Source organism: Pseudomonas monsensis, from assembly GCF_014268495.2.
Lineage (GTDB): Bacteria > Pseudomonadota > Gammaproteobacteria > Pseudomonadales > Pseudomonadaceae > Aquipseudomonas > Aquipseudomonas monsensis.
On record NZ_CP077087.1, the window covers coordinates 874,838 to 900,837 of the forward strand.

Annotated in this window: 20 protein-coding genes; 13 read left to right on the forward strand and 7 right to left on the reverse strand. The window is 59.6% G+C overall.

Annotated features, from left to right (window positions below; all coding sequences use genetic code 11):
• Window positions 1-771 precede the first annotated feature (771 nt).
• The 3 genes from HV782_RS03705 to HV782_RS03715 all read left to right on the forward strand — a co-directional run bounded on the left by HV782_RS03705 (window position 772) and on the right by HV782_RS03715 (window position 7,512).
• Complete coding sequence (locus HV782_RS03705; RefSeq protein ID WP_186748302.1) at window positions 772-4,047, forward strand: transglutaminase family protein; 3,276 nt, start codon at window positions 772-774, stop codon at window positions 4,045-4,047.
• A gap of 88 nt (window positions 4,048-4,135) precedes the next feature.
• Window positions 4,136-6,622 (forward strand): circularly permuted type 2 ATP-grasp protein, encoded by a 2,487-nt coding sequence (locus tag HV782_RS03710; protein ID WP_186748301.1) that lies wholly within the window; start codon window positions 4,136-4,138, stop codon window positions 6,620-6,622.
• Window positions 6,622-7,512: a transglutaminase family protein gene (locus HV782_RS03715; RefSeq protein ID WP_128615696.1), complete on the forward strand. Its 891-nt coding sequence runs from the start codon at window positions 6,622-6,624 to the stop codon at window positions 7,510-7,512. Before HV782_RS03710 ends, HV782_RS03715 begins: the two co-directional genes overlap by 1 nt.
• Before the next feature lie 181 nt (window positions 7,513-7,693).
• On the opposite strand, the gene HV782_RS03720 is transcribed toward HV782_RS03715, so the two are convergent.
• Window positions 7,694-7,879: a hypothetical protein gene (locus HV782_RS03720; protein ID WP_123470938.1), complete on the reverse strand. Its 186-nt coding sequence runs from the start codon at window positions 7,877-7,879 to the stop codon at window positions 7,694-7,696.
• A 68-nt stretch (window positions 7,880-7,947) separates the two neighbouring features.
• On the reverse strand, window positions 7,948-8,535 hold the full coding sequence (locus tag HV782_RS03725; protein WP_128615913.1) for a cytokinin riboside 5'-monophosphate phosphoribohydrolase: 588 nt from the start codon (window positions 8,533-8,535) through the stop codon (window positions 7,948-7,950).
• Window positions 8,536-8,874: 339 nt separating this feature from the next.
• On the opposite strand from HV782_RS03725, the gene azu reads away from it, so the two are divergent.
• Entirely contained in the window at window positions 8,875-9,321 is a 447-nt protein-coding gene (gene azu, locus HV782_RS03730; protein ID WP_123470942.1) for an azurin, read from the forward strand.
• 198 nt (window positions 9,322-9,519) lie between these two features.
• Here azu and nadE read toward each other — a convergent pair whose 3' ends face one another.
• The 4 genes from nadE to HV782_RS03750 form a co-directional block, all read right to left on the reverse strand.
• Window positions 9,520-10,347, reverse strand: coding sequence for an NAD(+) synthase (gene nadE / locus HV782_RS03735; RefSeq protein ID WP_186748300.1), 828 nt, complete (start codon window positions 10,345-10,347; stop codon window positions 9,520-9,522).
• Window positions 10,348-10,351: 4 nt separating this feature from the next.
• Window positions 10,352-11,575: a nicotinate phosphoribosyltransferase gene (gene pncB, locus HV782_RS03740; RefSeq protein ID WP_186748299.1), complete on the reverse strand. Its 1,224-nt coding sequence runs from the start codon at window positions 11,573-11,575 to the stop codon at window positions 10,352-10,354.
• 50 nt (window positions 11,576-11,625) lie between these two features.
• Window positions 11,626-11,880 carry a hypothetical protein gene (locus HV782_RS03745; RefSeq protein WP_186748298.1) on the reverse strand — a complete coding sequence of 85 codons (255 nt, stop codon included), beginning with the start codon at window positions 11,878-11,880 and terminating at the stop codon, window positions 11,626-11,628.
• Between the two features lie 437 nt (window positions 11,881-12,317).
• The gene (locus HV782_RS03750; RefSeq protein WP_186748297.1) at window positions 12,318-13,739 is read right to left on the reverse strand and encodes an alanine/glycine:cation symporter family protein; all 1,422 of its coding nucleotides are present in this window, start codon (window positions 13,737-13,739) and stop codon (window positions 12,318-12,320) included.
• A 171-nt stretch (window positions 13,740-13,910) separates the two neighbouring features.
• On the opposite strand from HV782_RS03750, the gene HV782_RS03755 reads away from it, so the two are divergent.
• Entirely contained in the window at window positions 13,911-14,720 is an 810-nt protein-coding gene (locus HV782_RS03755; RefSeq protein ID WP_186748296.1) for a helix-turn-helix domain-containing protein, read from the forward strand.
• A gap of 91 nt (window positions 14,721-14,811) precedes the next feature.
• Here HV782_RS03755 and HV782_RS03760 read toward each other — a convergent pair whose 3' ends face one another.
• The gene (locus HV782_RS03760) at window positions 14,812-15,717 is read right to left on the reverse strand and encodes a LysR family transcriptional regulator (protein ID WP_186748295.1); all 906 of its coding nucleotides are present in this window, start codon (window positions 15,715-15,717) and stop codon (window positions 14,812-14,814) included.
• 163 nt (window positions 15,718-15,880) lie between these two features.
• Between HV782_RS03760 and amaB the strand changes: the two genes are divergently transcribed.
• The 8 genes from amaB to HV782_RS03800 all read left to right on the forward strand — a co-directional run bounded on the left by amaB (window position 15,881) and on the right by HV782_RS03800 (window position 25,894).
• Window positions 15,881-17,371, forward strand: coding sequence for an L-piperidine-6-carboxylate dehydrogenase (gene amaB, locus HV782_RS03765; protein ID WP_186748294.1), 1,491 nt, complete (start codon window positions 15,881-15,883; stop codon window positions 17,369-17,371).
• Window positions 17,372-17,461: 90 nt separating this feature from the next.
• Window positions 17,462-18,745, forward strand: coding sequence for an L-pipecolate oxidase (gene amaA / locus HV782_RS03770; protein ID WP_186748293.1), 1,284 nt, complete (start codon window positions 17,462-17,464; stop codon window positions 18,743-18,745).
• Window positions 18,746-19,113: 368 nt separating this feature from the next.
• Window positions 19,114-20,247: an ABC transporter substrate-binding protein gene (locus tag HV782_RS03775; protein ID WP_123470951.1), complete on the forward strand. Its 1,134-nt coding sequence runs from the start codon at window positions 19,114-19,116 to the stop codon at window positions 20,245-20,247.
• A gap of 240 nt (window positions 20,248-20,487) precedes the next feature.
• Window positions 20,488-21,402, forward strand: coding sequence for an ABC transporter permease subunit (locus HV782_RS03780; RefSeq protein WP_034151619.1), 915 nt, complete (start codon window positions 20,488-20,490; stop codon window positions 21,400-21,402).
• Window positions 21,403-21,405: 3 nt separating this feature from the next.
• The gene (gene livM / locus HV782_RS03785) at window positions 21,406-22,707 is read left to right on the forward strand and encodes a high-affinity branched-chain amino acid ABC transporter permease LivM (protein WP_128615916.1); all 1,302 of its coding nucleotides are present in this window, start codon (window positions 21,406-21,408) and stop codon (window positions 22,705-22,707) included.
• Window positions 22,704-23,576 carry an ABC transporter ATP-binding protein gene (locus HV782_RS03790; RefSeq protein WP_128615917.1) on the forward strand — a complete coding sequence of 291 codons (873 nt, stop codon included), beginning with the start codon at window positions 22,704-22,706 and terminating at the stop codon, window positions 23,574-23,576. Before livM ends, HV782_RS03790 begins: the two co-directional genes overlap by 4 nt.
• On the forward strand, window positions 23,573-24,289 hold the full coding sequence (locus tag HV782_RS03795; protein ID WP_123470957.1) for an ABC transporter ATP-binding protein: 717 nt from the start codon (window positions 23,573-23,575) through the stop codon (window positions 24,287-24,289). The genes HV782_RS03790 and HV782_RS03795 overlap by 4 nt, the downstream gene beginning before the upstream one ends.
• Before the next feature lie 840 nt (window positions 24,290-25,129).
• Window positions 25,130-25,894, forward strand: a complete 765-nt coding sequence (locus HV782_RS03800) for an SDR family oxidoreductase (RefSeq protein WP_186748292.1) — start codon at window positions 25,130-25,132, stop codon at window positions 25,892-25,894.
• Window positions 25,895-26,000 lie beyond the last annotated feature (106 nt).

The following is a 26,000-nucleotide window of genomic DNA, read 5'->3' on the forward strand; positions in this document are numbered from 1 at the left end:
TCACCCCAACCCTCTCCCCCATAGGGGGCGAGGGGGAAGGGAGCAGATCTCTGTGCTTTTCAAAATCGCAGTTCGGCTCGGAGTTTCAGGTCGGTGCAGCTCGCATGATCAACTCGGTCAGTCCCCTCTCTCTCCGGGAAAGGGCCGGGGAAGGGAGCCGATCTGAGTGCTTTTCAAAATCGAAGTTCGGCTCGGAGCTTCAGGTCGGTGTAGTTCGCATGATCAACTCGGTCAGCTCCCTCTTCCTCCGGGAAAGGGCCAGGAAGGGAGCCGATCTGTGTGCTTTTCAAAATCGAAGTTCGGCTCGGAGTTTCAGGTCGGTGTAACTCGCATGATCAACTCGGTCAGTCCGCTCTCTCTCCGGGAAAGATCCAGGGACGGGAGCCGATCTGAGTGCTTTTCAAAATCGAAGTTCGGCTCGGAGTTTCAGGTCGGTGTAGCTCGCATGATCAACTCGGTCAGTCCGCTCTCTCTCCGGGAAAGAGCCAGGGACGGGAGCCGATCTGAGTGCTTTTCAAAATCGAAGTTCGGCTCGGAGTTTCAGGTCGGTGTAGCTCGCATGATCAACTCGGTCAGTTCCCTCTCCCTCCGGGAGAGGGCTAGGGTGAGGGGCTCTTCGCAACATTTACGTGCAATGAGGCCAAACCATTTCCCCGCATCGCCCGATTTTGGTGCTGTACTGCCCTGAGCATTCCGGGAAAGCGCCCAAGCCTGAGCATGGCATAAGTCTTGCGCGCTTTCGAATACGCTTGGGCTCGCAGGAGGCACGCCGTGTCGATTCATGTCGCATTGCATCACGTTACGCATTACCGCTACGACCGCGCTGTCGAACTCGGCCCGCAGATCGTTCGCCTGCGCCCGGCTGCCCACAGCCGCACGCGGATTCTTTCATATGCACTGAAAGTCTCGCCCGAGCAGCATTTCATCAACTGGCAGCAGGATCCCCAGGGCAACTACCTGGCGCGTCTGGTGTTCCCCGAGAAAACCGATGAGTTGCGCATCGAAGTCGATCTGCTGGCCGAGATGGCCGTGTTCAACCCGTTCGACTTCTTCCTTGAGCCCTACGCCGAGAAAATCCCCTTCACCTATGCCGCCGATGAGCGCAAGGAGTTGGCGCCGTACCTCGAAACCCTGCCGCTGACGCCGACCTTCAAAGCCTATCTGGACGGCATCGACCGCACGCCGTTGCCGGCCGTGGACTTTCTGGTAGCGCTCAACCAGCGTCTGAGCGAGGACATCAATTACCTGATCCGCATGGAGCCGGGCGTGCAAACCCCGGAACACACCCTCGAACACGCCTCTGGCTCGTGTCGCGACTCGGCGTGGTTGCTGGTGCAATTGCTGCGTAACCTTGGCCTCGCGGCGCGATTCGTCTCCGGTTACCTGATTCAACTGACCGCCGATGTGAAAAGCCTTGATGGTCCGTCCGGCACCGAAGTCGATTTCACCGATCTGCACGCCTGGTGCGAAGTCTATCTGCCGGGCGCCGGCTGGATCGGCCTCGACGCCACTTCCGGGCTGTTCGCCGGCGAAGGGCATATCCCGCTGGCCTGCAGTCCCGATCCGTCCTCGGCGGCACCGATCAGTGGCTTGGTCGAACCGTGCGAGTGCGAGTTCAGCCACGAAATGTCGGTGGAACGGATCTGGGAAGCCCCTCGGGTCACCCAGCCCTACAGCGAGGAGCAATGGCTGGCGATTCAGGCGCTGGGTCGCCAGATCGATGCCGACCTGCTGGAAGGGGATGTGCGCCTGACCATGGGCGGCGAACCGACGTTCGTCTCCATTGATGACCCGGACGGCGCCGAATGGAACACCGCCGCCCTGGGGGCGGACAAGCGTCGGCTTTCGGCCGAACTGTTCCAGCGCCTGCGCAAGCGTTACGCACCGCAAGGGCTGGTGCATTTCGGGCAGGGCAAATGGTATCCGGGCGAGCAGCTGCCGCGCTGGTCGCTCAATTGTTATTGGCGCCGTGATGGCGTGCCGATCTGGCACAACGACGCACTGATCGCCGATGAGCAGCAAGACTACGGCGCTGACGGCGAGCTGGCCGGACGCTTTCTGGCGAGCGTCGCCGAGCGTCTGAAATTGCCCGCGCGCTTTGTCTTCCCGGCTTACGAGGACCATTTCTATTACCTGTGGCGCGAGGGGGCGTTGCCGGGCAATGTCAGCGCCGAGGATTCGCGTCTGGAAGAACCTCTGGAGCGCGCCCGGCTGCGCAAGGTGTTCAGCCAGGGGCTCGACAAGGTCATCGGCCAGGTACTGCCGCTGGCGCGCACGGCCAAGGGCGATCAATGGCAGAGCGGGCGCTGGTATCTGCGTGACGAACATTGCCGTCTGGTCCCGGGGGATTCGCCGCTGGGCTATCGGCTGCCGCTCGGTTCGCAGCCGTGGGTAAAAGCCGCCGAGTATCCGTTCATCCATCCTCAGGATCCGAATCAGGATTTTCCCGCGTTGCCGGATACCGCGCAGCTCAACCGCCACGCTGAACCTGCGAGCGTTGACGAGCGTGTGCCGCAGATCGACGAATCCGCCGACTGGCTGACCCGCACCGCGTTTTGCGCCGAAGCTCGCGAGGGGCGTTTGTACCTGTTCATGCCGCCGCTGGAGCGGCTCGAGGACTATCTGGAGCTGGTCGCGGCCATTGAGGCGACGGCCGCAGAACTGCGTTGCCCGGTGCTGCTGGAAGGCTACGAACCGCCGGGCGATCCGCGCCTGAGCAACTTGCGCATCACCCCGGATCCGGGCGTGATCGAGGTCAACGTGCAGCCGTCGGCAACCTGGGACGAGTTGGTCGAACGTACCGAGTTTCTTTATGAGCAGGCACGCCAGACCCGCCTGACCACCGAGAAATTCATGATCGACGGCCGCCATACCGGCACCGGCGGGGGCAACCATTTCGTGCTCGGCGGCGCGACACCGGCGGACTCGCCGTTTCTGCGCCGTCCGGACCTGCTGCGCAGCCTGATCAGTTATTGGCACAACCACCCGTCGCTGTCGTATCTGTTTTCCGGCTTGTTCATCGGCCCGACCTCCCAGGCGCCACGGGTCGACGAGGCGCGTAACGATGCGTTGTATGAGCTGGAAGTCGCCTTCGCGCAAATGCCGGCGCCGGGCGAGGAGTGTGCACCGTGGCTGGTCGACCGGCTGTTGCGCAACTTGCTGATCGACGTCACCGGCAACACCCATCGCGCCGAATTCTGCATTGATAAGCTGTATTCCCCGGACGGTGCCACCGGGCGCCTCGGTCTGTTGGAGTTGCGCGCCTTCGAGATGCCGCCCCATGCGCGCATGAGTCTGGCTCAGCAGTTGTTGTTGCGGGCGCTGGTTGCGCGGTTCTGGCGCGAGCCCTATGCGCCGCCGAAACTGGCGCGCTGGGGGACTGAACTGCACGACCGCTTCATGCTGCCGCATTTCATCGAGCAGGATTTCGCCGACGTCATCGTCGAACTCAACAATGCCGGTTATCCATTGCGCGCCGAATGGTTCGCCGCGCATCTGGAATTCCGCTTTCCCAAGGTGGGCGATTACGCGGTCAATGGCATCGAACTGGAACTGCGGCAGGCGCTGGAGCCCTGGCATGTGTTGGGCGAGGAGGGCACGGCGGGTGGCACGGTGCGTTATGTCGATTCGTCGCTGGAGCGTTTGCAGGTCGGGCTCAAGGGCTTGCCGCCGCAGCGTTACCTGCTGACCTGCAACGGCATCCCGGTGCCGCTGCAACCGACCGGGCGGATCGGCGAGTTCGTTGCCGGCGTGCGCTTTCGGGCCTGGCAACCGGCCAATTGCCTGCAGCCGACGATTCCGGTGCACGCGCCGCTGGTGTTCGACCTGCTCGACACCTGGATGCAACGTTCGCTGGGCGGTTGTCAGTACCACGTGGCGCACCCGGGCGGGCGCAACTACGAGACACTGCCGGTCAATGCCAACGAGGCGGAGAGCCGGCGCATGGCGCGTTTCTTCCGCATCGGGCACACGCCGGGGAAACTTCCGATACCGAATCCGACCGTTTCCGACGAACTGCCGATGACGCTCGATTTGCGACGTTTCTAATTCCTGCGCGACGTGCGGATTTTTCGTATATCCGGGCGTCATCTGCCTGCGTTAGTCTGACCGTTCCTTGCTGTCTGCCGAGCTTTCCATGCCTGACCTGCTAGACCGCTACCCGCTCACTGCGGGCACTTATCACGAACTGCTCGATGGCAGTGGTGCAGTGCGCCCGCACTGGCAGCGGCTGTTCGATCATTTACAGCGCAGCAGCCCGGCGCAACTGGTGCAGCGTCAGGCGTTGCTGGCCCGGCAGATTCAGGAAAACGGCGTCACCTATAACGTCTACGCCGACCCGAAGGGCGCTGATCGGCCGTGGGAGCTGGATCTGCTGCCGCACGTGATCGCCGCTGACGAGTGGCAGCACCTGTCAGCCGGAATCGCCCAGCGGGCGCGCCTGCTCAATGCGGTGCTGGCCGATCTGTACGGCCCGCAACGGTTGATCAGCGAAGGGCTGTTGCCGGCGGAGCTGGTCTTCGGTCACAACAATTTTCTCTGGCCTTGCCAAGGCATTGCGCCGCCGGAAGCGACTTTTCTGCATCTGTACGCCGTGGATCTGGCGCGCACGCCGGACGGGCGCTGGTGGGTGACGGCGGATCGCACCCAGGCGCCGTCGGGGGCCGGTTATGCGCTGGAAAACCGCACCATCGTCTCGCGGGCGTTTCCCGAGTTGTACCGCGATCTGAAGGTGCAGCACCTGGCGGGGTTCTTCCGTACCTTGCAGGAAACCCTCGCGCGGCAGGCGCCCTGTGACGACGACGCGCCGCTGGTGGTGCTGCTGACGCCCGGACGCTTCAACGAAAGCTATTTCGAACACCTTTATCTGGCGCGCCAGCTCGGTTATCCGCTGGTTGAAGGCGGCGATCTGACGGTGCGCGATGCCACGGTGTTCCTGAAAACCCTCAGCGGTTTACGCCGGGTCCACGCGATCATGCGCCGGCTCGACGATGACTTCTGCGATCCGCTTGAGCTGCGTACCGATTCGGCGCTCGGCGTGCCCGGCTTGCTGGAAGCGGTGCGGCAGGGTCGGGTGCTGGTGGCCAACGCCCTGGGCAGCGGTGTGCTGGAGTCACCGGGGTTGCTCGGGTTTCTGCCGAAGATCAATCAATACCTGTTTGGCGAAGAGCTGATCCTGCCGTCCATCGCCACCTGGTGGTGCGGCGAGGTGCCGGTGCTGGCGCAGGCCCTGGAAAAACTGCCGGAGCTGCTGATCAAACCGGCCTTCCCCTCACAAAGTTTTGCCCCGGTGTTCGGCCGGGATCTGAGTGAGCAACAGCGTCAGGCGCTCGCCGAGCGCATGCAGGCCCGGCCCTATGCCTACGTGGCGCAAGAGCTGGCGCAGCTGTCACAGGCGCCGATCTGGCAAGCCGAGGACGGCCAGTTGCAACCGCGGGCCATCGGCATGCGCATGTACGCCGTGGCCAGTCGCGACGGCTACCGCGTGCTGCCCGGTGGCCTGACCCGGGTGGCCGCCGAGGCCGATGCCGAAGTGGTGTCGATGCAACGCGGCGGTGCGAGCAAGGACACCTGGGTGTTGGGCGAGCGCCCGCCGAGTGGTGAGCAATGGAAAACCCAGCGTAATGTCGGTGTGCATGATCTGGTGCGCCGCGATCCATATCTGCCGTCACGGGTGGTGGAAAACCTGTTCTGGTTCGGCCGCTATTGCGAGCGTTGCGATGACAGTGCGCGATTGCTGCGCATCATGCTCGCGCGGTATGTCGATGGCGATGATCCGCAGGCCTTGCAAGCGGCGGTCGATCTCGGCGAGCGGCTGACGTTGTTGCCAGACGAAGGTGAATTGCCGGAGCGACTGCTCGCCGCATTGCTCGGTGAAGACTGGTCATTCAGCCTGCGTTCCAACCTGCAGCGCTTGCAGTGGGCCGCCTCGCAGGTGCGCGGCAAGCTCTCCCGGGAAAACTGGCAGGCCTTGGTGGAGTTGCAGCGCGAAGCCATGGAACTGGACACCGACGCGCCGGACTTCGGCGAGTTGCTGGACTTTCTCAACCGCCTGGTGATGTCGCTGGCGGCGCTGTCCGGGTTCGCCCTGGACGACATGACCCGCGACGAAGGCTGGCGCTTCCTGATGATCGGCCGGCGCATCGAACGCCTGCAGTTTCTCAGCAGCAGCCTTGCGGCGTTCCTGCGAGGGAGCGCCGCGTTCGATCAGGCGGGGCTTGAGTGGCTGCTGGAGCTGGGCAACAGCAGCATCACTTACCGTTCTCGTTATCTGGCGGTGGCGCAGTTGATCCCGGTGCTCGACTTGTTGCTGCTCGACGAACAGAACCCGCATGCAGTGTTGTTCCAGTTGAAACTGGTGACCCGCACGCTGAAACGCCTGAACGATGATTTCGGCGTGCCCCGCGAGGCCGGACTGCCGCAACTGGTCGAGCGTCTGGCACGCTTTGATCTGGGTTGTCTGGAGAATTCGCTGTTCGGCGAATCCAGCGTGCGCGCCGCACTCGATGGTCTGGCGGACTTGCTGCAAGACATCGCCGAGGCCAGCGGGCAAGTCTCGGATCGCCTGGCCCTGCGCCACTTTGCCCATGTCGATGATGTCAGCCAGCGTACGGTGTCGGTCTGATGAGCGCGAATTACCAGATCTTCCACGACACTTGTTATCACTACGACAGCCCGGTGTCGCTGGCGCAGCAATTGGCGCACTTGTGGCCCCGAGAATGCACATGGCAGCGCTGCACCGAACAGCAATTGCTGATCAGTCCGGAGCCGACAACCCGGCGTGACGAACTCGATGTCTTCGGCAATCCGCTGACCCGTCTGGCCTTCGAGCGGCCGCACGACGAGTTGCAGGTCAACGCACGGCTCACCGTTGAAGTGCTGGCGCGACCGCCGGCGGACTTCAATCTGTCCCCGGCGTGGGAGCAGACGTGCAATGCGCTGACCTACAGCAGTCAGCCGTTGTCCGCCGCAATGTTGGAGGCTTGTCGTTATCGCTTTCAGTCACCCTACGTGCACCTGAAACGCAGCTTCGTCGAGTTCTCCGAAAGCTGCTTCCCGCCGGGCCGGCCTTTGATGCTGGGAGTGCAGGCCTTGATGCAGAAGATTTTTAGCGAGTTCACGTTCGATGCCGAGGCCACGCAGGTGGCGACGCCGCTGGTGGAGGTGCTGGAGCGCCGGCGTGGCGTGTGTCAGGACTTCGCCCACCTGATGCTCGCCTGTGTGCGCTCGCGAGGGCTGGCGGCGCGTTACATCAGCGGCTATCTGCTGACCCAGCCACCGCCGGGACAGCCACGTCTGATCGGCGCCGATGCGTCGCACGCCTGGGTGTCAGTGTTCTGTCCGGTATTGGGTTGGGTGGATTTCGATCCGACCAACAATGTGCAGCCGGCGCTGGAGCACATCACCCTGGCGTGGGGCCGGGACTTTTCCGATGTGTCGCCGTTGCGAGGGGTAATTCTGGGGGGCGGTAGCCACGACCCGGAAGTGCGGGTCACTGTGATGCCACTGGACTGAAGACAACTCGAGCGTGAGGAGCTTTTGTGGCGAGGGGATTTATCCCCGATCGGCTGCGAAGCAGTCGCCCAGTCCAGACAACTCATTCGATTAGGCCGGACACAGGGGCCGCTTCGCGACCCATCGGGGATAAATCCCCTCGCCACAGATCGCTCCCTCAGGGAGCGAATCAGCAATCAGCTCAGGCGTCGGGCGCCTGATCTTTCGGTGCTTCAACATCATCATCGTCATCAGTCGCCACTTCACCGTCAGGGTTCAGTGCCGCTTCTTCAGCCATTTGTTTCTTGCGCTGAAGCTTTTCCTCTTTCTTCTGTTCCTTTGCCAGGTCTCGTTGACGTTTGGCGAAGGAGTAATTGGGTTTGGCCATGGGCGATCCTCTGGGGTCGAAGGTGAGGTTGAGCGGCGCGTATTCTGCCCTGTATCGGTGTCCGGCGGTTAGCCGGGTTTTTGGTCGACCCACTTCGGCGTGACGGTCGGCTTCCACTGATCGAGGGTGTCGAGCAGGGTGTCTGGCGATTCGCTCACTTGCAGCATGTCACGGTGTGGCGCACGAACGAAGCCTTCGCCGACGATATGGTCAAGAAAAGCGGTGAGCCTGCTGTAAAAACCGTTCACTTCCAGCAGCCCCAGCGGCTTGCCGTGGTAGCCGAGCTGGCCCCAGGTCCAGACTTCGAACAGCTCCTCCAGCGTGCCGAGGCCGCCGGGCAGGGCGATGAATGCATCGCTGAGTTCAGCCATGCGCGCCTTGCGCGCGTGCATGCCGTCGACCACTTCCAGGCGTGTCAGGCTTTTGTGGCCGATCTCCTTGTCCATCAGGCTCTGCGGAATGATCCCGATCACTTCACCACCGGCGGCCAGTGCGGCATCGGCGACCAGCCCCATCAAGCCCACGGCACCACCGCCGTAGACCAGGGTCAGCTGGCGCTCGGCCAGCGCGCGGCCAAGGGCTTTGGCGGCTTCAGTGTAAGCCGGATCGGTACCGGCGTTGGCACCGCAAAATACACAAACGGATGTGAGAGACATGCCTTCCTCCTGGGTCAATCCGTCACAGGGTAACGGCTGGCACGCCCTGATCCAAGGGCTAGACTTCTCGCTCCGGCGATTCAAAAGTACCGCTGGCGCCGCAGGCATAGGCGGCAAGCAAACTGCACAACAGACCGTTAAAGAACATGACAGGCACTCCGTCTCAGTAGATGGGCCGATCATAGGGGCGTCCGTTGCATCTGGCCGGTAGATTGTTTCGATGAGTGTCATAGCCTGAAAGTTGTATACAATTTTTGACTCAAGTCATAGGAACTTGCGAAGATTTCAGGCAGTCTTTCCATCATTCGTGTTTTGTTAACCCTGCCTTGGAGATTCACCATGTTTTCCAAAGTTGTTGCGGTATCCCTGCTGGCGCTGGCCAGCAGCCAATTGATGGCTGCCGAGTGCAAAACCACCGTTGACTCCACCGATCAGATGTCCTTCAACACCAAGGAAATCGTGATCGACAAGAGCTGCAAGACTTTCACCGTCGAACTGACCCACTCCGGCAGCCTGCCGAAAAACGTCATGGGCCATAACCTGGTGATCAGCAAAGAAGCGGACATGCAGCCGATTGCTACTGACGGCCTGGCCGCCGGCATCGACAAGAACTACCTGAAAGACGGCGACGCGCGCGTCATCGCTCACACCAAGATCATCGGTGCCAAGGAAACCGACTCGTTGACTTTCGACGTGTCGAAACTGAATGCCGCTGAAAAATACGGCTTCTTCTGCTCGTTCCCGGGCCACATCTCGATGATGAAAGGCACCATTACGGTCAAGTAAGGCGGGCCACCGTGTCATCGTTCATCGCGGGCAAGCCCGCCCCCACAGGTTCTATGTCTGCCACAACTTTTGTGTACACCTGAAATCCTGTGAGAGCGGGCTTGCCTGCGAAGAGGCCATCCGCCTCAAGCGATGTTCTGGCCAAAGAAAAGCCCGCTGAGGATCACGCCTCAGCGGGCTTTTTCATTCCATCACCGATCAGGGTGCGAACGGCATGACGCGCTTGTGATGGGTCTTGTTGTAGGTGTTGACGATGATGTCGAACGCTTCCTGACGCACCGGCTCGCCATGCAGGAAGGCGTCGATCTCGGCATAGGTCACACCGTGGGAGGCTTCGTCCGGTTTGCCCGGCGACAGGTCTTCCAGGTCCGCGGTCGGCACTTTCTCCACCAACGACTCCGGCGCACCGAAGCTGCGGGCAATCGCCCGGACCTGGTTTTTCACCAGGCCGCTGAGCGGGGCCAGATCGCAGGCGCCGTCACCGAACTTGGTGAAGAAACCCATCACGGCTTCCGCCGCGTGGTCGGTGCCGATCACCAGACCGTGGGCCGCGCCGGCGATGGTGTACTGGGCGACCATGCGCATCCGCGCCTTGGTGTTGCCGAGCACAAAATCCACCGACACCGCGTGCTTGCCTTCGAACGCCGCAACTTCACTGGCCAGCGACTTCACCGCCGGTCCGATGTTGACGGTGTGGCGCTCGTCCGGGGCGATGAAATCCACCGAGGCCTGGGCGTCGTGTTCGTCGAACTGGGTTTCGTACGGCAGGCGCACGGCGATGAACTTGTAGCTGTCGTCGCCAGTGCGCTCGCGCAGTTCACGCATGGCACGCTGGGCCAGGAGGCCGGCGGTCAGCGAGTCGACACCGCCGCTGATGCCCAGCACCAGCGTCTTGAGCCCGGAATTGACCAGGCAATCCTGAATAAAGGTAATGCGCCGGGCGACTTCGGCCTGCAGGGCCTGATAGTCAGCGAACGGCGGTTGCACCTTGAGCTGTTCAGCAATCTCACGCTGTACGGCTTGCATGAATTCACTCCTTGCTAGATAGACTGGAATCGGCAGGAACCTGGAACACGTGTCGCAAATAGGCGACGAAATTCGGGTCTTTACAGTGGGTCTTGCCTGGCTCGTCGGAGATCTTCGCCACCGGCTGGCCGTTGCAGGCGGTCATTTTAAGCACGATGCTCATCGGTTCGACACCTGGAATGTCACAGGTCAGGTTGGTGCCGATGCCGAAGCTCACGTTGATCCGGCCGTGCAGGGCGCGGAAAATTTCCAGCGACCTGGGCAGGGTCAGGCTGTCGGAGAACACCAGGGTCTTGCTCATCGGGTCGATGCCGAGCTTGTGGTAGTGCGCGATGCATTTTTCACCCCAGGCCACGGGATCGCCGGAGTCATGACGCAAACCGTCAAACAGCTTGGCGAAGAACAGGTCGAAATCGCCGAGGAACGCATCGGTGGTGATGCAGTCGGTCAGGGCGATCCCCAGCAAGCCACGGTACTCGCGGACCCAGCAATCGAGCGCAGCGATCTGGCTGTCGATCAGCCGCGGGCCGAGTTGCTGGTGGGCCATGATCCATTCGTGGGCCATGGTGCCCAACGGTTTCATGTCCAGCTCGCGGGACAGGTGCACGTTGCTGGTGCCGACGAAGCGCCCGGGGAAATCGTGCTTGAGCACGTTCACCACTTCTTCCTGCACGCGGTACGAGAAGCGCCGACGGGTACCGAAATCGGCTACCTGCAATTGCGCCAGTTCATCGGCAGAGGTATTCGCGGTGAGCCAGTCGAACTTGCGGTAAAGCTGCTCGCGGGCCTGCTCGAGCACCGTGTCGCGGTAGCGATAGCGGTTGCGCACTTCGCTGACGATGGCCAGCAACGGCACTTCGTAGAGGATCACATGCAACCACGGCCCGCGCAGGCGGATGAACAGCTCGCCGTTCTCGATGCCGGTGTGCAGGTAGCGCAGGTTGAAGCGGAACAGCCCGAGAAAACGCAGGAAATCCGGTTTGATGAAGCTGATGCGCTCAAGAAAACTCAACTGGTCGGCGCTCAGGCTCAATTCGGCCAGACGCTCGACCTGAAAGCGGATCTCGGCCAGATACGGGCGCAGATCCTCGGCGTTACGGCAACGGAACTCCCATTCGACTTCGACGTTGGGGTAGTTGTGCAGCACCGCCTGCATCATCGTCAGTTTGTAGAAGTCGGTGTCGAGCAGGTTCTGCACGATGCGATCGGCAAACACACTCTCGCTCATAAACGGGGTCTCCAGGTGCACCGCGCCCGGCGCGGTATCAAACAATGGTGCTAGTGGCGCATATCAGCGGCAGGGATTGCCAGCGCTTTTTTGCTTTCGGGTGAAAGTTCCTCTGATGCCGTACATCTGAGCCCGCAAAACTTGGCTATTTTCGGTTGCGCTTCAAGTGCAGCTTGAATGACTTGTTCAAGTTTTTCGCCGCTTTTTAAATACTCAGCCAATAGACGGTGTCTTGGTATCAGATTGATTTCAATCGCTCTGATAAAAGCTGCTCTGAGCATTTCTTGGGTGACTATTTTATACATGAATTACACCTCCCTTGAAGGTGATCTGTTCCAGTGTATCTACGCCGTCCTGAAGTAACAAATAGGCTGGAAGTATTAGTCTATAGAAATCAGAGTCGTTAGTTCCTTTAAGTGTGACTATTGTGAAAGATTCCAAGAGGCCTGCGGCGGCTCGAATTCTGAAGCAGGCGTCTTCAAATAATTGATTGGGTGTGGCGTGCGAGTCTATGAAGTATGTTGGAGTATTGGTTGCATTTGCTTTGAGAGGGTAAAAGCGATTCATTGAATAAGGTCCTGTTTTTTTAGGCGTGACAGATCGTGGAATTTATTATTTTTCAGTATTCTATGTTTGACGTATATTGAGGTGGCTGCTGCAAAACCATTAGTTGCTAATGGCTTTGCACTTACCTGATCTAAGCGTGAGTAGGCTGTTTGCTCGCGTTCGACGAAAGAACCGGCTAGCTACGAATTATCGTGCCTGGACAGCCGTTTTGTGGCGGCCACGCTAACGGATCAAGATCCAGATCAAGGAATTTGCTTGAGTCGAAAACAGGAGCCTTGATTCCGCCACGTCGTTGTTCGTCGTAATCGCGTAAAACACGCATGCTGATTTTGAAGAGCAGGAACATGGCTACGAGGTTGACGAGCGCGAGCAGCGTCATGGAGATGTCTGCAAAAGCCAGAACAGTAGATAGATCTTCGACGGAGCCCCAGAACACTAATATCAATACCAGTACACGATAGAAAATCAGCATTTTTCGTGGTTCATCCCATATGAACCGCAAGCTGTTTTCTCCCAGGTAATAGTTGTACAGCATTGCGGTAAATACGAATAACGCAAGCACTACGCTGATAAACATGCGTCCCCATTCCCCGACGACGGCTGCCAGCGAGTTTTGTGCCAGAGCAATCCCGTCACCTTCAAAACCCGGCGTGTAGAATCCGGATAGCAAAATTAATAACGCAGTACAGGTACAGATGACGAATGTATCGATGAAAACACTCAACGCTTGTACGGCACCCTGTGCAACCGGGTGTTCGATCTTCGCTACTGAGGCGACATTGGGAGCACTGCCGAGTCCTGCCTCGTTGGAGAAAACGCCTCGTCTGACACCCATGATGATTGCGCTGCCAACCAGTCCACCAAACGCCTGATCCAGACCGAATGCGCTTTTGATAATGGTCATAAGCATTGCCGGTACCTGATCGAACTGTAGAACGATCACATAGGCCGTGACGCCAACATAGGAAAGAACCTTTAGTGGAACCAGAAGATCGGCTACCGCAGCTATACGTTTTATCCCGCCAATGAAGACAACTCCCAGCATCAAAGACAGTACGAGCCCCGACCACATCGGCGGCAGACCAAACGCATCTTTTAACGAGTGTGATACAGCATGGGACTCGAGACCATTGATTGCAAAACCAAAGGTCACCAGCAGTAGCACAGCCGCGATCATCCCGAGCCAGCGCTTGTCCAGACCGTGCTGGATGTACCAGGACGGGCCTCCTCGATACACGCCTTTGCCATCGCTGCGCTTGTACAGTTGCCCTAACGTACACTCGAAGAAGCTGCTCGACATGCCTAATAGAGCGGTCACCCACATCCAGAATACTGCGCCGGGCCCGCCCATGCTCACTGCAATCCCGACGCCAACTATATTGCCAGTACCGACACGGCCGGCAAGGCTGAGCGTCAGTGCCTGAAATGAACTCAAGTGATGGCCGCTGGCACGCCAGCTCCCCTGTAAAACACCGAACATATGGGGGAAATATCTGAATTGGACAAATTTCGACCGGAGGGTGAAGTAGCTTCCCAGTCCTAGAACTAAAGGTATTAATACCTTGCCCGACAGAAAATCGTTGATGATGTCTAGCATTCAAAGCTCCTTGCTATTTAGAGTGCTGGCATATTAATGGTGTCATCAGTCCTGCGTTTCAGGAGTCGTAATATCCAGCCATATTTCATTCGGTGCAATTTCTCAAGTTGCTTAAATGTGATGCGAGTTGGTGCTATGGTTACCGCCTCTTGATTTCTGTTGGGTCATTGTATGTGTGAATTTTTTCCGGCTAACTTGAAGCTGCTGTGTAGTCACTACAGATCCGTCGCAGAAGTTTGTAGGAAACTTCGAATTAATCGTGGGCAGTTCAATAAGTATCTTTGTGGAAAAAGCGTTCCAACACCTTTCAATCTCAAACGCATTTGTGATTTTTTTGGTGTGGAAGAATTTGAGATAGGTCTGCCACCGGAGCAATTTATCGCTTTGATTGGCGATAAGGCTAATAAGAATCAGGCCTCGGGAGCGGTGGTGGCATCACGGATAATGCATGAACACCTGCGTCAACAGTCTTCACCCGAACTGAAAACCCATGTCGGTTATTACTACGAGTACTACCATGCCATGACCGAACCTGGCTCCATTCTGTGTTCGCTTGTGCATGTACGCGAGGAAGATGATGACATTGTTTATGAACGAAACGAGCGCTTACAGATTGCCGGAGCGGGAGGGGATTTTGAACGGTATCAGTATCTGGGTATTGCTTATTACCTGCGGGATCGCCTTTTTTTTGTCGATTATGAATCGCTGACTTCAAACGAGATCAGCCAAACCATTCTCATCCCGAGTTTCAAAAGCTGTATCACGCGGCTCAATGGTTTGAAGCTGGGTGTTTCTGCTGCTGATCACCGTGCTCCTTCTTGTACAAGGGTCGTTTGGGAGTTTCTTGGGCACGATATCAATCGGGTCGATGCTTATCGGCGCGTTCGGTTGTACAAGCCGGATGATTGCGCTATAGACGCCGATCTGCGCGCACGTCTCGCTCAAGCCCAGGTTGTGGATAACTTGTTTGTGATCGCCTGACAAATTCTCTGGTAGGAGCTGCCTAAGGCTGCGATCTTTTGACCTCGTTTTTGACAATCAAAAGATTGCAGCCTTCGGCAGCTCAGAGAGGTCAGTAGGCATCCGGGCTATCAATCTGTTCGAGCATCCACTTCACAAAATCGCGCACCTTCGGCACTTCCGCCGCGTGCTCCGGATAGGCCAGGTAATAAGCGTCGGAACTGGGCATCGCATGCTGCCAGGGAATGACCAGTTTGCCGTCGGCCAATTCCTCTTCCACCAGAAACCGTGGCAACAACGCCACACCGCAACCGACCTGGGCGGCGCGGATGCACATATAAAAGGTTTCGAAGCGTGGCCCGTGGTAGCTGTGCTCGGTCTGGTAACCCTGGCTGTCGAACCAGTCGTGCCAGGCCTGCGGGCGCGAGGCGTTTTGCAGCAGCACCAGGTCGGTCAGTTGCGTCGGGTCCGTGAAGGGTTTGTCCGGCAGGCTGCCCGGCGCACAGACCGGCACCAGCTCCTCGCCAAACAACTTCAGGCACTCGGTGCCGGGGCGTGAACCCTGGCCAAAGTAGAACGCCAGATCGCTGCGCCCTTGCAGCAAATCATCCGCCTCCTGCTCGTTGCAAAGATCGAGGTGAATCGACGGGTGGCGCAGGCGCCAGCCTTTGAGGCGCGGCACCAGCCAGCGGGCGCCGAAGGTCGAAGGCGTAGACACGCGCAGGACTTCGGTCTCGCCGCCGTAGGAACGCAGGTAATGCGTCGACATTTCCACCTGGGTGAGGATTTTTCGGACTTCCACCAGGTACAAATCCCCGGCCGGGGTCATCTGCAGGCGACGACGCACGCGGCGGAACAACAAGTGCTGCAACAATTCCTCAAGCTGCGCCACCTGTTTGCTGACGGCGCTCTGGGTCAGGTTCAGCTCCTCGGCGGCCCGGGTGAAACTCAAGTGCCGGGTCACGGCCTCGAAGCACTGCAACGCGGTGATCGACGGCAGGTGGCGTTTATTCAGCATGGGTGGTCCTTTTCTTGTCTTTCTCAGCGCAGCATGAATAAACGGAATGATATCTCGCGTAAAGGTCGTTTGTTGCCTCGCCATTGTGACGCTACAACTAAAGGCCTGCCCGGTCGCGAAAAAGCGTCCGCACACATTCAGTTTTTTGCTTGAGGAGTGACCCATGGTTGCCGCATTGCTTGATCGTCTCGGTGTGAACCCGGCCCTGTACCAGAACGGCAAGGTGCCGGTGCATTCGCCCATCGACGGCAGCCGCATCGCTGCGGTGAACTGGGAAGGCCCGGCCGAAGTCGAGCAGCACATCAGTCGCGCAGATCATGCGTTCGAGCAATGGCGCAAGGTTCCGGCCCCGCGTCGTGGCGAGCTGGTGCGTCAGTTCGGCGAAGTGTTGCGCGAATACAAGACCGATCTCGGCGAGCTGGTGTCGTGGGAAGCGGGCAAGATCACCCAGGAAGGTTTGGGTGAAGTGCAGGAGATGATCGACATCTGCGACTTCGCCGTCGGCCTGTCCCGTCAGTTGTACGGCTTGACCATCGCCTCCGAGCGCCCGGGCCACCACATGCGTGAAACCTGGCATCCACTGGGCGTGGTCGGCGTGATCAGTGCGTTCAACTTCCCGGTCGCGGTGTGGGCGTGGAACACTACGCTGGCGCTGGTCTGCGGCAACCCGGTGGTGTGGAAGCCGTCGGAGAAAACCCCGCTGACCGCACTGGCCTGCCAGGCACTGTTTGATCGTGTGGTGAAGAATTTCACCGATGCCCCGGCCAACTTGTGCCAAGTGATCATCGGTGGCCGCGATGCCGGCGAAGCGCTGGTCGATGACCCACGTGTCGCGCTGATCAGCGCCACTGGCAGCACCCGCATGGGCCGCGAAGTGGCGCCGAAAGTCGCCGCGCGTTTTGCCCGTAGCATTTTGGAGCTCGGCGGCAACAACGCGATGATCCTCGGCCCAAGCGCCGATCTCGACATGGCGGTACGCGCGATTCTGTTCAGCGCGGTCGGCACTGCCGGCCAGCGTTGCACCACATTACGTCGGTTGATCGCCCATGAGTCGGTGAAGGAAGAGATCGTCACTCGCCTTAAAGCTGCGTACTCGAAAGTGCGCATCGGTCATCCGCTGGAAGGCAATCTGATCGGCCCGCTGATCGACAAGCACAGCTTCGAAAACATGCAGGATGCGCTGGAGCAGGCGCTGAGCGAGGGTGGCCGGGTATTCGGCGGCAAGCGTCAGCTCGAAGAGCAATTCCCCAATGCCTACTACGTGTCGCCGGCCATCGTTGAAATGCCGGAGCAGAGCGATGTGGTCTGCAGCGAAACCTTTGCGCCGATCCTCTACGTGGTCGGCTACAGCGATTTCGAGGAAGCGCTGCGCCTGAACAACGCGGTGCCACAAGGCCTGTCGTCGTGCATTTTCACCACCGACGTGCGCGAGGCCGAGCGGTTCATGTCAGCGGTCGGCAGTGACTGCGGCATCGCCAACGTCAACATCGGCCCGAGCGGCGCGGAAATCGGCGGCGCGTTTGGTGGCGAGAAGGAAACCGGTGGCGGTCGTGAGTCGGGCTCCGACGCATGGCGCGCGTACATGCGCCGCCAGACCAACACCGTGAACTATTCGCTGGAGTTGCCGCTGGCGCAGGGCATTACATTCGATTAAGCAGCAGCGAGCCTCAAGCCCCAAGCTACAAGCAGATCGGCTTGCTGCTTGTAGCTTAAAGCTTGCAGCTGCTCCGACAGGAGCTTGGCAATGCCGTTACGCGAAGAATGTCTGTGGGAAAAACTCACGCCGCAACGCCCGGATAACACCGCGCTGCGCGGCGAGGTCAAGGTCGATGTCTGCGTGATCGGTGCCGGGTTTACCGGGTTGTCGGCGGCGCTGCATCTGTTGGAAAAAGGTAAAAGCGTCTGCGTGCTGGAAGCGCATCGCGCCGGGCACGGCGGTTCCGGGCGCAACGTCGGGCTGGTCAATGCCGGCATGTGGATTCCACCGGACGAGATCGAAGCCGGTTTCGGCGAAGCGGTCGGCAGTCAGCTCAACCGCATGCTCGGGGCGGCGCCGGCGCTGGTGTTCAGCCTGGTGGATAAATACAACATCGACTGCCAGTTGCGCCGCGAAGGCACTCTGCACATGGCGCACAACGCCAAGGGTGAGGCGGATCTGCGCAGTCGCGAAGAGCAATGGAAGCGTCGTGGTGCGCCGGTCGAATTGCTCACCGGCAAGGCCTGTGAACAGGCCACCGGTACGCAAAAGATTGCCGCCGCATTGCTCGATCGCCGCGCCGGCACGCTCAACCCGATGGCCTATGTCACCGGTCTGGCCAACGCTGTGAAGGGGTTGGGCGGGCAGATGTTCGATCACTCGCCGGTCACCCGCCTTGAACGCCAGGGCCCGCAATGGTCGGTGCAGACCGGGCAGGGTTCGGTGCTCGCCGAGCAAGTGGTGATCGCCTCCAACGCCTACACCGAAGGCGACTGGACTGAACTCAAACGTAACTTCTTCCCCGGCTACTACTATCAGGTCTCGTCGGTGCCACTGACCGAAGACGCGGCGCAAGCCATTCTTCCGGGCGGGCAGGGCTCGTGGGATACCCGGCAAGTGTTGAGCAGCATCCGCCGCGACAAGGACGGACGGTTGTTGCTCGGCAGCCTCGGCAACGGCAATCAGAAACCCACGTGGTTTCTCAAGGCCTGGGCCGATCGTGTGCAGCAACACTACTTCCCTAACCTGAAGCCGGTGGAATGGGAGTGCACCTGGACCGGGCGCATCGCCTTCACCCCCGATCACCTGATGCGCCTGTTCGAGCCGGCACCGGGACTGGTGGCCGTCACCGGTTACAACGGGCGTGGCGTTACCACCGGCACGGTGGTTGGCAAGGCGTTCGCCGATTACCTGTGTCACGGCAATCCTCAAGCCTTGCCGATTCCTTTTGCACCGATGCAGCCCCTGGCGGGTGTGGGCCTGCGCAGTTGCCTGTACGAGGCCGGGTTCTCGCTGTATCACGCGGGCCAGTGCCTGCGCATCGTTATCTGAGTGTTGAAATATGTTGCCGGAAGCGGCGCTTTTCGATGCAGCGACTAGCCTGTAATGGTGCGGGTTGTAGCAGTCCCGCACCAGCAGTGTGCAGTTCGGTGACGCGGGCTGTTACAGGCTGGTTGCACGTCGTTTGGTGCCGCGGTTGCAATGATGGCGCAAGCGGGTTGCGCCTGAGATTTTAAAAGGTTTCACCTTCCGCGGTTTAGACGGTTGCACGCCCAATGAAAATGGGAACGAAACAGTCGAAATAACAAGAAAGCAGCGACTTTTTGAAGAATAAAAAACCGATGGCACGGCGCTTGCTCAGAGCAATCAGTGAAGTGAAGTCGCAGTGCCAACTAAAAAAAACCTTGGAGCACCACCTCATGTCCCAGACGTTTTACAAGAAAGGCTTTCTGGCCCTCGCAGTCGCTACTGCGCTGGGTGTTTCTGCGTTTGCTCAAGCTGATGTGAAAATCGGTGTAGCGGGTCCAATGACTGGCGCCAACGCGGCATTTGGCGAGCAGTACATGAAGGGTGCACAGGCCGCGGCGGACGCGGTCAACGCGGCGGGCGGCGTCAACGGGGAGAAAATCGTTCTGGTCAAGGGCGATGACGCCTGCGAACCGAAGCAGGCCGTGACGGTCGCCAAGGACCTCACCAACCAGAAAGTCGCCGGTGTAGTCGGTCACTTCTGCTCCTCTTCGACCATTCCAGCGTCGGAAATCTACGACGAAGCCGGGATCATCGCGATCACCCCGGGTTCGACCAACCCACAAGTCACCGAGCGTGGCCTCAGCGCGATGTTCCGTATGTGCGGGCGTGATGACCAGCAAGGCATTGTGGCCGGCGACTACATCGTCGACGTGCTCAAGGGCAAGAAAGTCGTCGTGCTGCACGACAAAGACACCTACGGCCAAGGCCTGGCGGATGCCACCAAGGCACAACTGGTCAAACGCGGCGTGACGCCCGTGTTGTACGAAGGCCTGACCCGTGGCGAAAAAGACTTCAGCACCATCGTCACCAAGATCCGTGGCGCTGGCGCCGATGTCGTCTACTTCGGCGGCCTGCACCCGGAGGCCGGTCCGCTGGTTCGCCAACTGCGTGAGCAAGGCCTGAAAGACGTCAAGTTCATGTCCGATGACGGCATTGTGACCGACGAACTGGTGACCACCGCCGGTGGCCCGCAATTCGTCGACGGCGTGCTGATGACCTTTGGCGCCGACCCACGCCTGCTGCCAGACAGCAAGACCGTGGTAGACGCCTTCCGCAAGGCCGGTACCGAACCTGAGGGCTACACCCTGTACGCCTACGCTTCGGTACAAACCCTGGCGGCCGCGTTCAACGGCGCGAAGAAAAACGACGGCGAAGCCGCTGCCAAGTGGCTGAAGGCCAACCCGGTGAAAACCGTGATGGGCGAAAAAACCTGGGACTCCAAGGGCGACCTGAAAGTCTCCGACTACGTGGTTTACCAGTGGGACAAGGACGGCAAATATCACCAGCTGGAAAAACAGAAGTAAGGGCTGACGCGACCCTTTGAACTCCGCAAATCCCTGTGGGGCGGGCTTGCCCGCGATGACGGCCTGACAGTCGACAACTGTGTTGAATGTTCTACCGCTATCGCTGGCAAGCCAGCTCCCACAAGGTCCAGTGGTGTTCGAACTGTTCGCGCTCTGACATTGCTCCGACGTAAATCTGTATTTTTCCTAGAAGAACCGCACATCACCGATGTGCAGGTTCTCACTGCGTGAGATTGCGTTATGGATGGTATTTTCCTGCAGCAACTGGTCAACGGCCTGACCCTCGGGTCGGTCTATGGCCTGATCGCCATCGGCTACACAATGGTCTACGGCATCATCGGCATGATCAACTTCGCTCACGGCGAGGTTTACATGATTTCCGCTTACCTGGCGGCAATCAGTCTGGCTCTGCTGGCTTACTTCGGTATTGAATCCTTCCCGCTGCTGATGCTCGGCACGCTGATTTTCACCATCGTGATCACGGCGGTGTATGGCTGGGTCATCGAGCGAGTCGCTTACAAACCCCTGCGCAACTCCACCCGACTGGCACCGTTGATCAGCGCCATCGGTATCTCCCTGATCCTGCAAAACTATGCACAGATCGCCCAGGGCGCCAAACAACAGGGTGTGCCGACCCTGCTGAGCGGTGCGTGGCGCGTTGAAGTCGGTACTGGCTTCGTGCAACTGACCTACACCAAAGTCTTCATTCTGGTGGCCGCCTTCGTCGGCATGGGTCTGCTGACCTACGTGATCAAGTACACCAAGCTCGGCCGCATGTGCCGCGCGACCCAGCAAGACCGCAAGATGGCCTCGATCCTCGGCATCAACACCGACCGGGTCATTTCCTATGTGTTCATCATCGGTGCAGCCATGGCGGCGCTGGCCGGCGTGCTGATCACCATGAACTACGGCACTTTCGACTTCTATGCCGGCTTCATTATCGGCATCAAGGCGTTCACCGCGGCGGTGCTGGGCGGTATTGGTTCGCTGCCTGGCGCGATGCTCGGCGGGATCATTCTCGGCATCTCCGAGTCGCTGTTCTCCGGCCTGGTCAACTCCGACTACAAAGACGTGTTCAGCTTCTCGCTGCTCGTACTTGTTCTGGTCTTCCGGCCGCAGGGCCTGTTGGGCCGTCCTCTTGTGTCGAAGGTGTAAGCGATGTCTTCAACCACTCAAAAAAGCATTGATATCAAAAAAAGCCTGGTTGAGGCGATTCTGGCCGGCCTGATTGCCCTGATCGTGTTCGGCCCGATTGTCGGCGTGGTACTCGACGGCTACAGCTTCAACCTCGAGCCGACCCGTGTTGCGTGGATCATCGGCATCGTCATGCTCGGCCGCTTCGCCCTCAGCCTGTTCCTGCAAACGCCCAAGGGCCTGAAGATTCTCGACGGGTTCGAGAGCAGCGGTTCGGGCGTGCATGTATTGCCGTCCGACCACAAATCCAGTCTGCGCTGGATCATCCCGCTGCTGATTGTGCTCGCGGTCATCGTGCCGTTTGTCTCCAACTCGTACCTGCTGGGCGTGGTCATCCTCGGGTTGATCTACGTGCTGTTGGGGCTGGGGCTGAACATCGTGGTCGGCCTGGCCGGTCTGCTCGACCTCGGTTACGTGGCGTTCTACGCCATCGGCGCCTACGGTCTGGCACTCGGTTACCAGTACCTCGGGCTGGGGTTCTGGACCGTGCTGCCACTGGCGGCGGTCACTGCCGGCCTGGCCGGTTGCATCCTCGGTTTCCCGGTGTTGCGCCTGCATGGCGACTATCTGGCGATCGTGACGCTGGGCTTCGGTGAAATCATTCGCCTGATCCTCAACAACTGGCTGTCACTGACCGGCGGCCCGAACGGTATGCCGGCGCCGTTGCCGACGTTCTTCGGTCTGGAGTTCGGCAAGCGGGCGAAGGATGGCGGGGTGCCGTTCCATGAGTTCTTCGGCATCGCCTACAACCCGGACGTGAAGTATTACTTCATCTACGCGGTATTGTTCCTCGTGGTACTGGCCGTGCTGTACATCAAGCATCGGCTGGTGAAGATGCCGGTGGGCCGCGCCTGGGAAGCCCTGCGTGAAGACGAAATCGCCTGCCGCTCGATGGGCCTCAACCACGTTCTGGTCAAGCTCTCGGCGTTCACCATCGGTGCGTCGACGGCCGGCCTCGCTGGTGTGTTCTTCGCCACTTACCAGGGTTTCGTCAACCCGACCTCGTTCACCTTCTTCGAATCAGCGCTGATCCTCGCCATCGTCGTGCTCGGCGGCATGGGCTCGACCATCGGCGTGGTGATTGCGGCGTTCGTGCTCACGGTTGCTCCGGAGCTGCTGCGCGGCTTCGCTGAATACCGCGTGCTGCTGTTCGGCATCCTGATGGTGTTAATGATGATCTGGCGACCACGAGGGCTGATCCGCATCAGCCGTACCGGGGTCACTCCACGCAAAGGTGCCATTCACTATGAGAGGGCTGCGCCATGAGTGAAGTCGTACTCTCTGTGGAAAAACTGATGATGCATTTCGGTGGCATCAAGGCCTTGAGCGATGTCAGCCTGAAGGTCAAACGCAACTCGATCTTCGCCCTGATCGGCCCCAACGGTGCGGGCAAGACCACGGTGTTCAACTGCCTGACCGGGTTCTACAAGGCCTCCGGCGGCAAGATCGAACTCAACGTGCGCGGCAAGCAGACCAACGTCATCCAGTTGCTGGGCGAATCGTTCAAACCGACCGATTTCGTTTCGCCGAAGTCGTTCCTCAGCCGTCTGTACTACAAGATGTTCGGCGGTACGCATCTGGTGAACCGTGCGGGACTGGCGCGGACCTTCCAGAACATTCGCCTGTTCAAGGAAATGTCGGTGCTGGAAAACCTGCTGGTGGCCCAGCACATGTGGGTCAACCGCAACATGCTCGCCGGTATCCTCAACACCAAGGGCTACCGCAAGGCCGAAAGCGATGCGCTGGATTGCGCGTTCTACTGGCTGGAAGTGGTCGATCTGGTGGACTGCGCCAACCGTCTCGCCGGTGAACTGTCCTACGGCCAACAGCGCCGCCTGGAGATCGCCCGGGCCATGTGCACGCGGCCGCAGATCATCTGCCTCGACGAACCGGCCGCCGGCCTCAACCCTCAGGAAACCGAAGCGCTGAGCGCGATGATCCGGCTGCTGCGCGACGAGCACGATCTGACCGTGGTGCTGATCGAACACGACATGGGCATGGTCATGAGCATCTCCGACCACATCGTGGTGCTGGACCACGGCGTGGTCATCGCCGAAGGTGGCCCTGAAGCGATTCGCAATGATCCGAAAGTGATTGCCGCCTATCTCGGCGCCGATGAAGAGGAAGTGGCATGACCCAACCGATCCTCCAACTCAAGGACCTGGACGTGTTCTACGGCCCGATCCAGGCCCTCAAAGGCGTGTCGCTTGAAATCAACGAAGGCGAGACCGTCAGCCTCATCGGCTCCAACGGCGCGGGCAAGTCGACGCTGCTGATGTCGATCTTCGGCCAGCCACGGGCGGCGGGCGGGCAGATCCTCTATCAAGGCGTCGACATTACCCACAAGTCCTCGCACTACATCGCCTCCAACGGCATTGCGCAGTCGCCCGAAGGGCGGCGGGTGTTCCCCGACATGACCGTCGAGGAGAACCTGCTGATGGGCACCATCCCGATTGGCGACAAGTACGCCAAGGAAGACATGCAGCGCATGTTCGAACTGTTCCCGCGGCTCGAGGAACGGCGTACGCAGCGGGCGATGACCATGTCCGGCGGCGAACAGCAAATGCTCGCCATCGCCCGCGCGCTGATGAGTCGGCCGAAGCTGTTGCTGCTCGACGAACCGAGCCTGGGCCTGGCGCCGATTGTGGTGAAACAGATCTTCGCCACCCTGCGCGAACTGGCGAAAACCGGCATGACCATCTTCCTGGTCGAGCAGAACGCCAACCACGCGTTGAAGCTGTCGGACCGGGCCTATGTGATGGTCAACGGCGAGATTCGCCTGACTGGCACAGGCAAGGAACTGCTGGTGAATGAGGAGGTGCGTAACGCTTATCTGGGCGGGCACTGATTGTTCCCACGTTATGCACAGCCCCGGCGACGCAAGTCCCGGGGCTTTTTTATCTCTTAAACCCACCGCAAAACCCCGGAGGAGTGAGCCTGCTCGCGATCGCGGTGTATCAGCCAGCGGTGATGGCGAATGGGAACCCGCGATCGCGAGCAGGCTCACTCTTTCAGTTGATTTGCGCCGGATTCGCGAATTGTGGAAAACAAATTCCGCCTGCTGCCAAAGCGCGACATATAGACGCTGCAAATGGCTGTTTTTCCACAGTTTTGACTTGTCCCCGTTTGCTGTGGAGCTGGCTGTGAATAAGGTGGGTGTATCTGGCTGCAAGCCTTTTAAAACGTGGCCTGCAAGGCGGTGGCTGTTTTTTGATCAGGCTTTTTTGCAGGAGCTGACACCTTCGTTGTCAACCTTTTTCTGGGCGTCGACTATCAGGCTGTTCCATGTGAACAAGCCTGTGGATAAGTCTGTGATTAAACTCTGGAAAGACCGCGCTGAGGGCCGTAATTGCTGGCCTCGCGCAATCACTGGTGTGACCGGTCGGTCGTGCAAAATGCCACGTCCGGCACAACTGCCACTTCAGGGTCAAGCAAAAAACTTTCTATTTCCCCCGCAAAGCCTTATGTGGCGCGGCTTTGCGCGTTTGCACTTGCCCCCGGAAACTGTGGAAGGGACTGTGGATAACATGCGTGCACATGGCTGCAGGCCACGGTGGCTATGGTGTTGGCAGGCTTGGTTGTTTTTTGTACAGCTTGTGGGTGTTGCCCGTGCATGCGCGGGCGGGCATGCTGCCTGCTGATTTTCTATTCCAAGGGCCGCCTCGGCGGCCGAAGCAAGGAGAACACGATGTCCAACACCCTGTTTATCACCGGCGCGACGTCCGGTTTTGGTGAAGCCTGTGCCCGCCGTTTTGCCGAGGCCGGCTGGAAACTGGTGCTGACAGGCCGTCGTGAAGAACGCCTGACCGCCCTGTGCGCCGAGTTGTCCACGCAGACTGAAGTCCACGGTCTGGTGCTCGATGTACGCGATCGCAAGGCGATGGAAGAGGCGATCGCCAACCTGCCGCCATCGTTCGCCAAGCTGCGCGGCCTGATCAACAACGCCGGCCTCGCGCTGGGTGTTGACCCGGCGCCGAAGTGCGACCTGGATGACTGGGACACCATGGTCGACACCAACGTCAAAGGCCTGATGTACGCCACACGTCTGCTGCTGCCACGCCTGATCGCGCATGGCCGTGGCGCCGGTATCGTCAACCTCGGCTCCATCGCCGGCAACTATCCGTACCCGGGCAGCCATGTGTATGGCGCGACCAAGGCGTTCGTTAAACAGTTCTCGCTGAACCTGCGTTGCGACCTGCAGGGCACGGGCGTGCGCGTCAGCAACATCGAGCCGGGCCTGTGCGAAAGCGAGTTCTCGCTGGTGCGTTTTGCCGGTGACCAGGAGCGCTACAACGCGACCTACGCTGGCGCCGAGCCGATCCAGCCGCAGGACATCGCCGAGACGATCTTCTGGGTCATGAACACGCCGGCGCACATCAACATCAACAGCCTCGAGCTGATGCCGGTGAGCCAGACCTGGGCGGGTTTTGCCATTGAGCGGAACAAGGCTTAAGACCGCGCTGGAGCCCTTAGCGAGCAGGCTCGCTCCCACATTTGATCGCGGTCTCATGTGGGAGCGAGCTTGCTCGCGAAGGGGCCGTCACAGGCAATAAATCCCG